At 35.5% G+C, this 15342-nt stretch carries 14 protein-coding genes; 4 read left to right on the top strand and 10 right to left on the bottom strand.

The annotated features are described in order from the left end of the window. Positions 1 to 38: 38 nt before the first annotated feature. The 7 genes from UGRO018_RS10110 to UGRO018_RS10080 all read right to left on the bottom strand — a co-directional run bounded on the left by UGRO018_RS10110 (position 39) and on the right by UGRO018_RS10080 (position 6528). Entirely contained in the window at positions 39 to 1373 is a 1335-nt protein-coding gene (locus UGRO018_RS10110; protein ID WP_416326361.1) for an MATE family efflux transporter, read from the bottom strand. A gap of 65 nt (positions 1374 to 1438) precedes the next feature. Then, complete coding sequence (locus tag UGRO018_RS10105) at positions 1439 to 2239, bottom strand: MerR family transcriptional regulator (protein ID WP_416326360.1); 801 nt, start codon at positions 2237 to 2239, stop codon at positions 1439 to 1441. A gap of 108 nt (positions 2240 to 2347) precedes the next feature. Beyond that, on the bottom strand, positions 2348 to 2803 hold the full coding sequence (locus UGRO018_RS10100; RefSeq protein WP_416326359.1) for a hypothetical protein: 456 nt from the start codon (positions 2801 to 2803) through the stop codon (positions 2348 to 2350). Between the two features lie 10 nt (positions 2804 to 2813). Then, on the bottom strand, positions 2814 to 4181 hold the full coding sequence (locus UGRO018_RS10095; RefSeq protein ID WP_416326358.1) for an effector binding domain-containing protein: 1368 nt from the start codon (positions 4179 to 4181) through the stop codon (positions 2814 to 2816). Next, complete coding sequence (locus UGRO018_RS10090; protein WP_416326357.1) at positions 4162 to 4917, bottom strand: GNAT family N-acetyltransferase; 756 nt, start codon at positions 4915 to 4917, stop codon at positions 4162 to 4164. The genes UGRO018_RS10095 and UGRO018_RS10090 overlap by 20 nt, the downstream gene beginning before the upstream one ends. Positions 4918 to 4919: 2 nt before the next feature. Continuing rightward, entirely contained in the window at positions 4920 to 5576 is a 657-nt protein-coding gene (locus UGRO018_RS10085; RefSeq protein ID WP_416326356.1) for a GyrI-like domain-containing protein, read from the bottom strand. Between the two features lie 58 nt (positions 5577 to 5634). Then, the gene (locus UGRO018_RS10080; protein WP_416326355.1) at positions 5635 to 6528 is read right to left on the bottom strand and encodes a helix-turn-helix transcriptional regulator; all 894 of its coding nucleotides are present in this window, start codon (positions 6526 to 6528) and stop codon (positions 5635 to 5637) included. 184 nt (positions 6529 to 6712) lie between these two features. Here UGRO018_RS10080 and UGRO018_RS10075 point away from each other — a divergent pair, with 184 nt between their 5' ends. The 3 genes from UGRO018_RS10075 to UGRO018_RS10065 all read left to right on the top strand — a co-directional run bounded on the left by UGRO018_RS10075 (position 6713) and on the right by UGRO018_RS10065 (position 10722). Beyond that, the gene (locus tag UGRO018_RS10075; protein ID WP_416326354.1) at positions 6713 to 9166 is read left to right on the top strand and encodes a leucine-rich repeat domain-containing protein; all 2454 of its coding nucleotides are present in this window, start codon (positions 6713 to 6715) and stop codon (positions 9164 to 9166) included. A gap of 281 nt (positions 9167 to 9447) precedes the next feature. Beyond that, positions 9448 to 9756 (top strand): hypothetical protein, encoded by a 309-nt coding sequence (locus UGRO018_RS10070; RefSeq protein WP_416326353.1) that lies wholly within the window; start codon positions 9448 to 9450, stop codon positions 9754 to 9756. A 120-nt stretch (positions 9757 to 9876) separates the two neighbouring features. Next, a complete protein-coding gene (locus tag UGRO018_RS10065; protein ID WP_416326352.1) occupies positions 9877 to 10722 on the top strand; it encodes a DegV family protein in 846 nt (281 codons plus the stop codon). 53 nt (positions 10723 to 10775) lie between these two features. Here UGRO018_RS10065 and UGRO018_RS10060 read toward each other — a convergent pair whose 3' ends face one another. Further along, positions 10776 to 12479 (bottom strand): plasmid pRiA4b ORF-3 family protein, encoded by a 1704-nt coding sequence (locus UGRO018_RS10060; protein WP_416326351.1) that lies wholly within the window; start codon positions 12477 to 12479, stop codon positions 10776 to 10778. A 120-nt stretch (positions 12480 to 12599) separates the two neighbouring features. Between UGRO018_RS10060 and UGRO018_RS10055 the strand changes: the two genes are divergently transcribed. Next, on the top strand, positions 12600 to 13040 hold the full coding sequence (locus UGRO018_RS10055) for a nucleoside 2-deoxyribosyltransferase (RefSeq protein WP_416326350.1): 441 nt from the start codon (positions 12600 to 12602) through the stop codon (positions 13038 to 13040). An 18-nt stretch (positions 13041 to 13058) separates the two neighbouring features. Here UGRO018_RS10055 and UGRO018_RS10050 read toward each other — a convergent pair whose 3' ends face one another. Both UGRO018_RS10050 and UGRO018_RS10045 read right to left on the bottom strand, forming a co-directional pair. Then, complete coding sequence (locus UGRO018_RS10050; protein ID WP_416326349.1) at positions 13059 to 14792, bottom strand: GNAT family N-acetyltransferase; 1734 nt, start codon at positions 14790 to 14792, stop codon at positions 13059 to 13061. Positions 14793 to 14938: 146 nt separating this feature from the next. Then, positions 14939 to 15310, bottom strand: coding sequence for a VOC family protein (locus UGRO018_RS10045; RefSeq protein ID WP_416326348.1), 372 nt, complete (start codon positions 15308 to 15310; stop codon positions 14939 to 14941). Positions 15311 to 15342: the final 32 nt, after the last annotated feature.

The raw sequence follows: 15342 nt of genomic DNA, 5'->3' as shown, positions 1-15342 counted from the left end.
AAGGTCAGTGAATCTTATAGGGATTCGCTGGCCTTTTCCTATGTGTATTGTATTTGTTTTGTTCTTTTACTGTAAACATGAAGTAGAATGGATAGGGTTGACAAAACTAATTGAGCAATCGGATATGCGATCCAAATCCCTTGTAATCGGAATTGCAACGTACATATCATCAGCAGTGCAGGAAGAATGAAACATGGTTCTAAATAAACAAGCAAAGAAGCATAGATCGTTTTTTCACTTGCATAAAACATTGCACAGGTCAATCTTACCAAGCCAAGGAAGGGAAAGGAAAGGGCGGTGATGATAACGGCAGTCTTTGCCGGTTTCATCAAAGCTTCACTGACGCCAAATAGAGAAATCAAAGGTTCTTTCATCCACCATATAGCAAACAACAGGAATAAAGAAAAGATCAATGTGAGGTTTAATGCTTTCTGATGAAGATAGTGAATTTCATGAAATCTTTTTGCGCTATAGTTGCGACTAATTAAGGGTTGTATGCCATCACCGATTCCTTGTAGAAGTAATTGTGCGCTACAAAGGATATAGGAGACTACAGAATAAATGGTAACTGCATCATTGCCACCATAACGTAAACACATCCAATTGGTGAGAACGATGATCAAGGATGGTGCCAGTGTTTGTCCAAAGGGTGAACAGCCAATGCTTGCGATTTTTTTAATGAGTGAAATGGATGGAACAAAGTCTTGTCGCTGTAAAGTATGAAAATCATGTTTCCATAAATATAGGATGGATAAAAATGCTACGATTCCTTGAGCAAGAATGGTCGCTAAAGCTGCGCCGCTTAATCCCATGGCAAAGACAAACACAAATACATAGTCAAGAAGAATATTGGTGATGAGTCCACAGCTCATAAATATTGTCGCAAGATAGGTGTTTCCTTGATTTCGAAGAATCGGATTTAATCCATTACCTAGTACAGGCAAGATACCGCCAAGTAGCGCAATCACAATGTAGGAATGAGCGTGATCATACAGTTGAGGTGTTGTCCCTAGCAGTTCCAGAAGCCAAGGTAAGGCAAGTCGTAATCCAATAGGTAGTAGAATACCTATGCTGACAAGAAGTGTCATCGTAGATGCAAGGGCATGTGTCATTCCTTTTTGATCCTCTTTTCCAAGACATGCGGAATAGATGACAGCGCCCCCGATTCCGATTCCAAGAGCAGAAGCGCTTAATATCACTTGTATAGGATAAACAAGATTGATAGCTGCTAATCCATGATTTCCCACAGCATTTCCTACGAATAAGCCATCGACAATTGCATAAAAACCACTAAGCAACATGGTGATCATACTTGGCATAACATAGCTATAAAATTGCTGATTGATTATTTTTTTCTGATTTTGTTCGATCATAAAGATACCTCCCAGACCATAGTTTAAACCTTGGTGTTAGGCTAAGGTCAAGGAAAAAGTGTTTTTTAGGAACCCTTTTTGATCGGGATATAGATTTGTGTATAATAATGATCATGATCGTGATAAAAGGTTAAGGGAATCTCCTTTGCATATAGGGTGGATTCAAGTTCGTAATGTGAGGTTTTGGCAAATGAAAGTAATGGTTGGATATGTAAATAAGAAAGGTCTTCTTCTGGTAAAGGTAGTATGGCAGTAACACATTGTGTTTCTTCCAGTAACATGTTTTTTTCTCGTAAAGGAATGCCAAGATCTTGAAGAACTTGATGTTCCATAACGATCATACTTTTTTGTTTTTTTAATGTTTGTTCATCTATCGTAAACTGTTTTAGTACTGCACATAAAACAAATTCTTCTTCACTGATGTGCTGTATTTGTTCTTGATAAAAGGATGCAGTTTCCTTATCCTCAAACAAAATATGAAAAGCCGGCATCGTGTCAAGTGTGCATGTATGAAGTTGTTGATCGATATGTTCACACATATCTAACATATAATTGATTTTTTTCAATAACTGTTGTTGATAAGCGATTTTACGTGTAGTTTCTTCTTTTTTTCGTTTCATGAGTGCTTTGGTTTTTTCTTTATTCGGTTCAATATGGAGCTGTTGAATTTCAGAAAGTGATATATCAAGATGACGGTAATAAATGACATCTAAAAGTTCAAGGATATGATCCATATGGTACATACGATATTGGTTGTTAGCATCAATGATAGGGTGTACCAAACCTTTTTTTTCATAAAAACGAATGGCATCATTACCAAGCTTTAATAATTTAGCGACTTCACCAATGGTATAGGTTTCTTTCATTTCTATTCCCTCCATTTATAAGTATAAACAAGCGTTATCATCAATATATATTGCTTATCTTGTTTTGTCAATTCCAAATAAAAATGATGAGGTGATCTCATCATAGTTTCATGATCTTATGGAAATAAATAAGGTACAGTGTGCTTTTCCATCTTCAGAGAATGCAATCGGCATACTGATTTCATAATCTTTGGTAAAGGTTCTTTGAATTCGTTGATTCTTGGAATCTTGCCAAACCATTTCCCATACTTTTTTTGTACATACATCGATATCCTCATCGATTGCTTCATATTTTCGATATTGTTTTGCCGCAACTAGCTCTTCCATGGTTTGAAAAAAGCTTGGATCTACTGCCATGATTCCTAAGTCGTATGCACCGGTTTCATCACTAGCATAATTGCTGTAACAAGCAACCGGTAGGATTCCCTGGCGCATTTGATGTTCACTATCACATAAGATAGGAAGGCTACCATCCATTACGGCTTTCCATAATTCTTCTATTTTTTTCAATCCTTCCAAGGTATTGTCACTACGTATGGTGACTTCTTTTAAATAATATGACATAGGTTCCTCCTTATAATAATGTCAACTGTTCTAGGGTCTTATCTTTTTTATATGCATGTACGATATCCTTCATGTGGTAGAGGATACCATAACGTTCACATTCTGTTTGAAATATATGATATAGTTCTTTTTCGTGTAAGGAATTACATGAGTAAGTATTATGGTAATAGGTTTCATAAAGACTGCGTTTTCCAGGGAAATGATGATCAAGCTGATAGTAGAAATAACTGCGTTGATTTTGTCGCAAGGTTACACCAAAGCCGGGATAGATGAATTTTGCATGATGCTTTGCGGCAAGTGCTACTATGGATTTCACATTTTCAGATGTATCATTGATAAAAGGAAGGATAGGCATACATAGAATGCCTGCGAAGATACCCACTTGATGTAGTGCTTCTAACACTTCAAAGCGACGAGAACTAAGGGCCGTATGAGGTTCTATGATACGACAAAGCTTGTCATCTGCAGTGGTGATCGTTAGTTTTATGATACAAGAATGTTGTTTTGAAATTGCCTGTAATAAGTCTAGGTCACGAAGAATCAAATCGCTTTTTGTATCGATACCAACACCATAACCATAACGAAGAAGTAGCTTTAATGCACCTCTGGTCATCTGTTGTGTTTTTTCAAGGGGATGATAAGTATCAGACATAGCGCCGATTCCGACAACTCCTTTTCTTTTCTTTCGTTTTAACTCTTTCTCCAAAATCTCTAATTCATGTTCTTTTTTTCTGACGATATCAAAGTTATCTACTTGGTAACAGGCGCTACGTGAATCACAATAGATACAGCCATGAGGACAGCCTTTATATAAATTCATGTTGTAATCCATACCAAACCAATTCCATCCTGTTTGACATTGTCCATTTCCTTGTAGAATCGATTTGGCTGGAATAGAAAGCATCTGTGTAGGATTGGACATATGAATGGGAATGCCTAATGTGATCAATGAGGTATCTTGTTCAAAAAGAAAGCCTTTTTGATAACATTCATAATAGATCAAAGAGATATCTTTGATGCTATATCCTTGTTGGGGAAGTGCTTCCTTCATCAAATGGTTGATTGTTTCAGGAAGAGAGGTCATTGGTCCAACGTGTGTTGATATCACATAGGTACTTCGTGGGATTTTAAAAATTTCAAAATCATTTGGATAGGTGTCTTTGGCAGGTATGGTACATGCGTAATATAAACTACCGTTTTCACGAAAGGTAAGTCCATATTTCACATAATCAGCACCTTGTTGTAGATGATAACGACGAATGAGATGGTGGAAGCTTTTCCAAAAGGCTGTAATGATCTTTATGTTTTGTGTAAAAGAATTGCTTAGTGCAGTTCTGATTCCTATCACAAAGCGATCATCAATTTGCTTGGTTTCCATAGGCTTCTATCAATTGGTCGATTTTTTTCTCTGAAAGAATTTCATGAGTGACATAGGTATGGTTGACAAAGAGCGCATATACCGTCCAAGGTGCAGGTACTGTGTTTGCTTCTTCTTTCCTTGTGATAAGATGAAGATGTATAGGGATGCCAGCGGCCTCGACCCTCTGTTTTAATATTTGTGCATATTTCAATGCGAAAGGACATTGTGGCGTATAATACAGGACAATACCATCTTCTTTTGTTCGCATGGTTTTGGCATTTGGTAGAAAAGAAGGTTTTTCGCATGAATCATGAATGGGAAGATAATACAATTGGAAGGGAAGCGCTTCATCACAGAGTTGAAAGCCTTGATGAATGAGAAAGTTCGGGTCATTTAAATAGGACATTTTTTTAGGACTGGAAATCACAACGATGCCATCCATTCCTGCTTCTGATGCATCCTTGATGCATTGATTCAATAATACGCTACTATAGCCTTTTCCCTTATATTTGCCACTTACCCATAAACAGTCAATGAACATCATATTGCGTGCTTGTATAGGAAAGCAAGCGGCTTCCACAGGTAAGTATTCAATAAATACCTTCCCTTTCTCGTTCAATCGATAAAAGACAAGACCATCATCCATTTTTTGTGCTAACCAATGTTTTTTTTCTGCGACCTGTTCCTTGTCACTTAAGGCACAACAGATATGCTCTTTGTCTATGTTTTCTTTTGTCAGTTTGATGTATTCCATAATTACGTTCTCCTGATCGGTAAGCGTATTACCGTTTTCATAGTTTCCGCTTTGCACTTGCGAGGATCACTGAGATAAATCTCGTGATGCTTTCTCAATTGACCATCGGAAGAGATGCTGTCATAATCTGTGACATAACCTTGCTCATCAATATAACTAAGCAGTTGTTTTAGTGTTGCGGGTTCATCATCATAAGGACCTTTATGCATCATTTGAGCACAGATTCCTTCTTCAAAGGATTCAAAGCTAACAATGGAAAGATCATATTCCGGATGCTTTTTTTGTAGCTGTACGCAAGCCCAATCAAAGATTTCTTGATCCACATATTCAGGAAGCCTCATCATGGAACAAAAGTGAAAGTTTTCCTTGTGTACATAGTCAATACCATGCAATCCATTCATCCACCAAAGTCCTTCTAAGGGTGGAACGACATAATCATAATATCCCTTGATATCACGTGTTCCTTTTTTGCTCATTTTAATTGCATAATGAATGCCATATAAGATAGGTATCGAGTTTTGATATTCTCCTCCCTCGATATTAGGGTTACCTGATCCATGTATCATAATATAATTCATCTTTGGTATCTCAATGATCGTTGGTTTTGTTGATGGCATATAAATCTTCTTTTCACTCTTTTTAAAATCTATGATATCCATAATACTCATCTCCTTACGTAGTTACTATAACACAATGAATATGACATCCTGTGTCATATTACTTATAATGATCTAGCATTTGATTCAAATAGCTTTTCATACGATCTCTTAATTCTATTGGTTCTAGAATGGTTAAAGAGGGACCATAGGACAATAAGATCGGAATGGTCATTTCTCCTTGAGGTATTCGTGTATGTAAAAGGAAATGATCTTCATATTCTTCTATCTGTTCTCGAGGGAATTCTTCAAATACACGATATCCCATGCTTTTATCAATTTGAAGCACTACTTGTATCATTTCCATCTGGTATTGTTGATAATGATGCTTTGTTTCTATCAATTCTCGTACAAATCGCTCTTCCGTTACTTCAATGTTACGCATGCGTTTGATTTTAAAGGTTCGCTGCCCTTGAGATAATCTGCAATAAGCTACTAAGTACCATGCTTGACCTTTGAATAAAAGTTGAAGTGGTTCCACACTACGTTGTTTGCTGTTACCATAGGAATCGTAATATAGGAAAGTGACAACCTGATGGTTGAGAATTGCTGATCTAAAGATTTGAAAAATATCTTTATCATAATCATCAGACCAGTCAGAAAAATCTACTTGTATCCAAGGCGTATTCGGTTTTTGAAATATGGCCGAAAGCTTAGACAGCAATAGTTCGCTATCCTCTTTATCTACAATTTGAAGACTTTGTAATGCAGATAAAATTTTGTTTTGTTCTTCATCACTCAAACAACTTCGATTTAAAACATAGTCTTCTTTTAAGAAGATACCGCCGTTTTTTCCTTTATTGGTATAAATGGGTATACCAGCTAAGGTTAAGGCATCTAAATCTCGATAAATGGTTCTGACACTTACTTCAAAATGTTCTGCAAGTTGGGCAGCTGTTGCTTTTCTCTGTTGTAACAGAATGTAGAGAATTTCAAATAATCTTAATGTTTGCATTGTATCACCTGTTTCATCATAACACATAAATATGACAATGTCTGTCATATTAAAAAGAATATATTTATCACTTATCGTATCTATAGACATTTGGAACTTCAAGAATGTTCAAGAATGCATCACATATCTGTTTTACTACTCTTTTTTTGATAAAATGTAAGCGTTGAGAAAGAGAGGGATTTGCATGAAACGTACAACCAAAGGGATTGCGATTTTATTAGTGGCATATATGGGATTATCTACAGGGATATCACCACTTGTAAACATCCATGCAGCACAAATTAGTGAAACTAACACAAAGAATAAGGATGTAGAATTGATTGATATGGAACTGAGTTTTCCGGATGCGAATTTTAGATCTGTGATATCTTATATGTTTCAAAACTACATCCAAGATGGGAAAATCGATAAAGCCATTTTATCAGGATATGGTGGTTCTTTGAATATCAGTGGATGGGATATCAAAGATGGAAAGGGAATCGAACTTTTTGAAAGTATTACGGAATTAAATTGTGCCAATAATCAATTCGCATCTTTAGACATTGGTAAACATACGAAGTTAAAAAGTTTAAATTGCTCTGGCAATCAATTAGTATCTTTAGACTTAAGCAACAACACAGAATTGACAAAACTTCAATGTAATCAAAATCAATTAACGACGCTAAATGTTCATGGTTTATCAGCTTTACAAACATTAGAATGTAAGGTCAATGCTTTAACGAGCCTAGATGTCAGCACAAATACGGGTTTAACTAGGTTAGCGGCAAATAACAATCGATTAACATCATTAGATCTTAGTCATCAAACAGAATTAACCATGCTTTCTTTAGATAATCATGGTAGTGAAGAGGAGAATTATTTTAATCATATTGTTAATTTGGATCTAAGTGCAAATACCAAGCTAACACAATTATATGTATATAACATTGGATTAACCGGTTTAGATTTGAGTAAACAAGGATATCTAGAGGGAACCATTGATGGAAATAATCTTCTTTATATAAAAACATCAGCAAGTAATCGATCTTTTATACCATCTGATACAATGCAAGTAGAATTAAGTGCGGATGAAAATCATCAGATAGATCTATCCGGTATAGCGACAGGGATCGATACCAGTAAGATAACATTGGAAAATGAAGAAGTTGCTGAACTAGAGGGAACTATGCTTACACCATATGTTTCTAATATAAAGTATGACTATAAGGATGAGAATGGAACTTTACATGTGAATATTCATGTCTTATTTCAAAATAAGTGGATCGTAGAGCCCAGCATCCATTCTTGGACTTATGGGAAAAAAGCTTCCATTCCCAATTCCGGTTTGAATTCTGAGAAGGGTGAAGTAAATCTTTTGTTTGGTAAAGTGGTAGATGGACAAGATATCACATATGAAGATTGGGATCAAGATACTTTAAATTCATTAAAACCCGGGAAGTATGCTATGAAGGCAACTGTGCCGGAAAGTAAAGGTAATGATAGAGATTATAAAGAATTAACTTGTATTGATACGTTTACTGTTATGAAAAAAGAAGCACAAGTTACTACGAACTTTATCAAAGGATGGACTTATGGAGAACAACCTGAAGAAAAAGATATCGTGAAACTAACAACGAGTGATCCTAATGTTGATTTAAATAAGGCAGAAATCACCTATTACAATTCTTTTGGTAATAAGTTGAAAGATATGCCTACAGCACCCGGAACATATAGAGTGATGGTTACCATACCTGAATCGGCTTATGCTGAGGATGTTTATCAAATGTTCACAAAAAGTGCAGAATTTACGATCGAACAAGCAAAGGGATCTGTAAGTATCTCTATGAAAGGGTGGACAAGAGGTCATAAGCCCAATGAAGCTGTGATTACTTCTAGTACACATGAGGTAAGCGATGCTTCTATTTGGTACAAATCATTGAATGATAAAAACGCAAAATATACACAAGATTTTCCTAAAAAAGCAGGATCATATGAGGTGATGGTAAGTTTACCGGCAAATAAATATTATGGTGCTGTAAAAGCTTCTACAACCTTTGAAATTAAAGAAACAGATGTAACCTTTCTAGAAGGACCTTCTATCAAAGATTGGACGTATGGCGATCAGGCTTTTCAACCTGTCGCAAAAACCAATGGAGGTCAAGTACGATACTATTATGTATATCCTGATGGTAAGGAATGGTCTGGTTTACCTGTTGCTGCCGGCTCTTATGTAATGAAAGCAGAGCTTTATGGAGATGATGGAGAACTTATCGAAATAAAAGAAGTACCATTTCACATTTATCCCAAGAGTGCAGATGGATTGGTAAAGTCAGATGTGAAACTGGATGATATCGAACATCTTACATTGATGGATCATGATCAAGTATTATTATCTGGTATTGATTTTGATGTAACACAAGAGCAAAAGGATGGATATACAGTATATCGTTTTATATTCAAAGGTAATTATACCGGAGAGTATGTGTTAGGTAAAGGAGAAGATAAAACAACAACAGTGGATAAAGAGAATCTATCTGATACACCTGCGACTTATGATACGAGTAATTTTGGTATATGGGTAGGAATGCTATGGATATCTACAAGTGTGCTAGTTGTTTTAAGTAGAAAAAACGTAGGGAAGAATAAACAAGAACGATAAGACAAAAGAAGATTACATTCTATAGGACAAATACCATATAGTATGGAATCTTCTTTTATGTGTTTAGAAGATAAAAGAGGAATTTAGTGTATATAAAGCTTTATACAAGTGGTATCATTCATTTGATACCATTTATATGAAACAAACAAACCTTTGTATTCTGATGGCTTTTGTGCCATCTTTTCTTGTTTGAGCGTATTTTTATGAAATATGTTTCCTTATTTTAACTTTTCTTTCTTAGGAAATGGTGCTATGATACCTAAGTATGAGGAGGTGATGTTATGCTGGAACAATGGAAAAAAGAAGCTGTTATAGATCATGTACAACAGATGTTGACCATGGTAGAAGTACAGGATGCTGTTCTTGAGGAAACCATGGATGAGGATGGAAAAGAAGTATGCATCTGGTTGGTTACTGTGGATACCGGTGAAGAGTATTGGGTATTAGATGGAGATTTTCCGATGCAGATGTTTCATAAGGGCGGTATTCATCAAACACCTCAAAGAGTGTATGATACCTATATGGAGCTATTAGAAGATTGCTCATTGCAAGAGGAAGTGCCGGATCGATTTCACCAAGAATTGAAATAGCACTTAGGTGAGGAAGAAGCGATTTATTTTCATTTCTGTGGAAAAAGGTGTAAAATTGTTATGGATAGGTATTTTGATGATGTGTTTTTATGAAGATACCGACAGAAAAGAGGTTTTGTTATGCGTATTGCTGTATTAACAGATAGTGGAAGTGCCTTAAATAAGGAACAGGCAAAACAGCATGGATTATATTTTATGCCGTTACAAGTGATTGATGGAGAATCCTCCTTTCAGGATGGCGTAGATATTACAACAGAGGAAGTGTATGATCGTTTGAGACAAAATCATACACCTAAAACGAGTATGCCGATCTTGTCTGTGATTGAAGATACCATCATGGAAATCAAACAAGATGGATATGATGCAATTCTATCTGTGCCTTTGTCTAGTGGATTGTCCTCCACCTTCAATTCTATAGAGGTTTGTGGAAAAGATTTGAATATACCGGTTGTGACGATTGAAAACTATACGACTTGTGATTTACAGGGCTATGTGGCTTTATTGGCGAAGCAGTATGTTGATGAAGGAAAGACGTTAGAGGAAACGAAAGCATTGGTTGAAGCTAAAATCGAACGTAGTGGTACCTTGATTCTTCCTAATGATCTTCAGCATTTAAAACGTGGTGGTAGATTAACACCTTTAGCGGCAGCGGCAGCAGGATTATTGAAAATCAAACCGATTTTATATATTGGACCGGAAACCAAAGGAAAGATCGATGTTTTTGAAAAGGTAAGAACTGAGAAAAAAGCGGCGGCATTCGCAGTGGATCATATCAGCGCTTTCTTAAAGGGAAAGCAAGGAAAGGTATTTGTCATTCATTCAGATTACTATGCAAAAGCAGAGGAAATCTCGCATAGTCTAAAAGAACAGAATCCTGAATTGGATATTGAAATCAATACGATCAGTGCAGTTATCAGTGCACATACCGGGTTGAATTGTATCGCAATTCAATATATAGAAAAATAATCAAACATAGAAAAAGAATGCATCTGATTTGCATTCTTTTTTAGTGTCTTGTATTAGGCATCAAAGCTTCTTGTCTTATGATTGTTATCATCTTCATCATGATCATCATCATCATCTTCTTCGATTTCTTGGAAAATCTGTTCTAAGTCTTCCTCGTTTATGTATTTTTTCAAGAATGATTGAAAGTCAACTAACTCATCTTCTCCTAATGTTTGTATAAAATCAATAAACTCATCATTATCCATATTTGCCATTGTTTCTAATATTTCCATGTCATTCTCATCTTCAAAAGAATAGGAGAACTCTTTCTGTGTCTTCGTGATAAAAGATTCTATCCCTAAGTTGATCTTCAATGCTTCACAAAGTCCACTTAACATAAATCTGACATTTTCATTGTTGACTAGAATTTTGTCAGGTATGCCATCATCATATAAAAAAGCAATGACTTCTTCAAGAACTTCTTCATTCATGGAATAAAAATCCTTGAGTGATTCTCTGGTTAATACTACATCGGAATTCATTGTGATGCCTTCTATCACCAATACGACATCTGTTTGATAATTCAATATTTCATTTTGAGGAATGGCAATCAAATCAATTTTGATCTGTCCTTTTTTGCGTGCTGCTTCTGTTTCTAATGTCTGTAGTTCTTTTTGATTGATTGCAATTTTAAGACGTTTCGCTTCTAATTTGATTAGTTGCTTTTGAACGCTCCATCCATGTTCATCTTTTTTTGCATAGATACATTCATTGGTTTCATAAGTAGGAAACTCGTTTTCATCCCACATTTGAATGATACTTGTCATATGTTTCAAATCAATGATAGCAGTAGTTGCTTCTTCATCGTTGAGATCGATCGGTAAATAACCGGTGCGCATTTTCTTTATGATGGTCAAGCCATCGCTACTTTTCCATGAATCAACAGGTAAAGGAAGCGATGTAGATATTAAGCATATTGCATTTGCATACAAGTTACCTTGAGAGGTAGAGGAAACATAATCTACACCTTGTAGGTAATCGGTCTCATTCTCATATATTTGTAAAGTAATGTCATGATTGGTTTGGTTGAATCCTATATATTTTGTTTGTTGTGGTGTTTCCATCACGATCAAAGAGAGATTCACAATGGTCTTTTTTGACAAAGCATGTTTTAACTCCATAATGGCTTCATCTAATTGTTGAGAAAGTTTTGAATCTAGGCGTTTGGCTATGGCATCGACTTCGATTTCACTTAATAGCTCTTGCACATCCTGATCGCAAAATGGAATATGTTGCATGTCTAACCATTCCTTCAGTTCTTGATGTTCAGGATCAGCAGTATTCTGACTACGTGTTACAATGTCATCATATCCCCAGACATTACCGGCATCTTCAGCGAAATTATCGCCCTTCCATTTAACTAAGACAGGGTGTAATGCTTCCATCTCTATTTCTTTCTCTACAACGATCTGATGAGTCCAATCATCCCCAAAATCATAAGTATAAGTAAACTTCATCCCTTCATCCAGATACTCAAATAAAGCATGTTCATTATCACGTTGTACCTTATGAAAGATATCTTCATCTAATGCATCTCCACCTATTTGTATATTTAGCTTTGGAATATCAAATACATATAAATGATAATCCATCCATCCAAATAGAGCTTGTATTGTTTCATGTAATTGATAGAAGCTACTGTCTTTAGGAATGAGTATTCGTCTCCATACGGGAGGCTTGCTCCCTTTTATTGTTATTTTCATTTGGTAACCATTCATAAGATCACCTCCTGATGTTATTGTACCATGTAAGCATGTATCAGTATACTCATTCTTAAGCTTTTTCTTTCTTTTTTTCTATTATTTGTGTATAATCGTTTCGATACGAGGAGGTATAAAATGAAAACATATATTGCAGGTTCTTTGTTTAATGAAGCTGAAGTAGCTCAGCGAAAAAGAGAAGGAGAGTTGTTGAGACAACGGTTTCCACAATTAGATATTTTTAATCCGATCGATCAGCCTTTCAATGAAAATAAACAGACATTACCGACACCTGAAGAAATTTATGAAGCGGATACAAAAGCAGTAGAAGAATGTGATATTTTTATTGCGGATCTAACCAATGAGGATGCCGGTGTGATGGTGGAATTGGGTATTGCCATCAAAACAAATGCTATCATTATCGGAATCAATAGTGATATTCGTTTAAAAAGTGCCAATCAATATGACATTCCTACGTATGGTATGAATCATTATGTGTTAGGAGCAGTGTTAAAACATGGTTATCTTGTATACAGTTTTGATCAAGCCTTAGATAAGTTGTCAGAAATAGTAAAATAAAAAGAAGCGTTTCGCTTCTTATAGGGTTTCATGAATAAATAAAGGTTCGCTTGGCAAAGGAGTATCTTTCAAGGATGCAATCATCATTGAGGTTACTTCTTTTTTTCTACCAGCTATTTCTGTTTGTTGATCAGTATAAACGTACACCTTACGTGTTTCTTGAGCAAACGCAGCCAACATAGAAGATAGTTTTTGTGGATCTGTATAGATACATTCTAAAATAGTTATCTCATCTTGTGTCTCTTCTAATAAGAGATAGCCATAAGCAATTCCTTGTTCCTCATAAAGAAGAACCTTTTGATTCCAAAGGGAAGCATTTGGTAGAAATAGCGTTTCATAATAAGCATGATCTCGAATACGATAGCCATCTTTATCTGAGGTAAAAGCTTCATAAAGTGTTGCTAATTGATTTACATCACTACATGGAGCTAGTTTACCATTACAATGGGAATAGGCTTGCTTATCCAATTTGGTTTTCCATAGATGATAGCGTTCCTCAAAGCCGAAAGGGCGATAGATATCCCAATGATAGGCTTGTAAAAGAGTATAATGTTGTGTTTGCGATGCTTTATTCATGGCATAGGTTAGTAATTGCTTCATATATCCACAGCCTTCATATTCTTTATTGGTCGCCACACCAACAACAAAGGAAACATGCTCTTTCTTTCCATGAAGCATGATATCCATATTTCGCATTTGTAACATACTGATGAGGATTTCCTTATTTGCCAATACATAACAATCTTCTAAATGAAAGAAACGCTCAAAATATACTTCAGTAGATGTCAAAGTTTCATCTTCAAAACTGGTAAGCCAAAGTTGCTTGATCGAAGGAAGATCTTCTTTTTGAGCTTTTCTTATTTCCCATGGCTCATAACAACTTCCGAATTTTTGCGTTTTTGAGATGGGTTGCATATCGGTTTTGGCTTTTCTCAGTTCAGGTAAACCCATATCATCCTCACGATTGACATATTTGATGGAATCATCCAATGTTTCAAGGAATCGTTTTAAGATCGCAATGTATAGACCACGTATCGTTTTATTGGCCTTTTCCACATGAATCTGTACGGTATCCTTTGCGACAAGGGAAGTGATATTGAATGCTTCTAGTTTACCATCAATATAAATACAGCCACCTTGGATCGGTAATTCATCTAAATGATCAAGTAAGAAATGAATACCTTCTTCTTCCACATCGATGGTATCCATCGCATCTTTTTGTGTTTTCCAATAGCTTAAAAATTCATAAACATGTGGGATATCCGCTTTTTCCAAAGATTTATAGATATAGCGGTTTTCATATTGTTTTTCGAATGCATGAAAATGATTCCTTCGTTTCTGCATTTTCTTTCCTGCTAAGGTCATTTGTTGGTTACGTTCATAAATATAATCTCTTGCATCGTAACAGTCCCAAATAAGAAATTGTTGAGGATATGCTTCTAATAGCCAATCTTTAAATTCCTTGACCATAGAATGTATTTCAAAGGCAATCCCCAATGTTTGGCTTTGTTCCTTGATTTTTTCAATTGCTTCAAAGCGGTATTGTTTTTCACAATATGGCATTAACCATACAGGTGGCATGTTAGGCATTTGATTGTATACGATAGCAAAATGCTCATAGCATGCAAAATAGACAGGATAACGGGTTTGCCACATCAACATCGTAATGATATTAGAATTATATTCGTTATAGTTTGCGGCTTTGATATATGGTTCTAATTCTGTAAAATTTTCTAACGTTAATTGTTTCATAGGTCCTCACTTTTTAGTCGTCCTCATTATAGTCTTGTCCTTATCAAATTACAAGGAGGATGCCTATCTTATGTTACCCATAATTGAAATCATCATATAGTATTTGTGAATGATTTTAGATCAGCATATAAAAAAACGTCTAATGCTTAGGCGTTTTTGGATGCAGGAACAATTTCTAACCAATAATCATCAGGATCATGGATGAAATAGATTCCCATTTCTTGATTTTCAAAACAGATACAACCCATATCCTTGTGCAATTGGTATGCTTCATCGAAATCATCAACCTCAAATGCGATATGACTCTCATTCTCTCCTAATTCATAAGGCTGTGGATGATCCTTGAGCCAAGTTAATTCTAATGCAAAAGGAGTGTTGTCATCTTTTAGATAACAAAGAATAAAATCCTCTTGTTGTTTCTTATGAGCAACGTGAAGTCCCAATGCTTGTTCATAGAAAGCAATGCTTTTTTCTAAATCAGTTACATTGATGTTGCAATGTGCAATATGAAATTTCATAGGTATCCTTCCTTTCGTTTTTATTATAACGG

It is taken from the genome of Hoskinsella mucinilytica, assembly GCF_045223415.1.
In the GTDB taxonomy this organism is placed as follows: domain Bacteria; phylum Bacillota_I; class Bacilli_A; order Erysipelotrichales; family Erysipelotrichaceae; genus Hoskinsella; species Hoskinsella mucinilytica.
The sequence above is the reverse complement of the archived record's forward strand: the minus strand, read 5'-3'. Positions and strand labels throughout refer to the sequence as shown.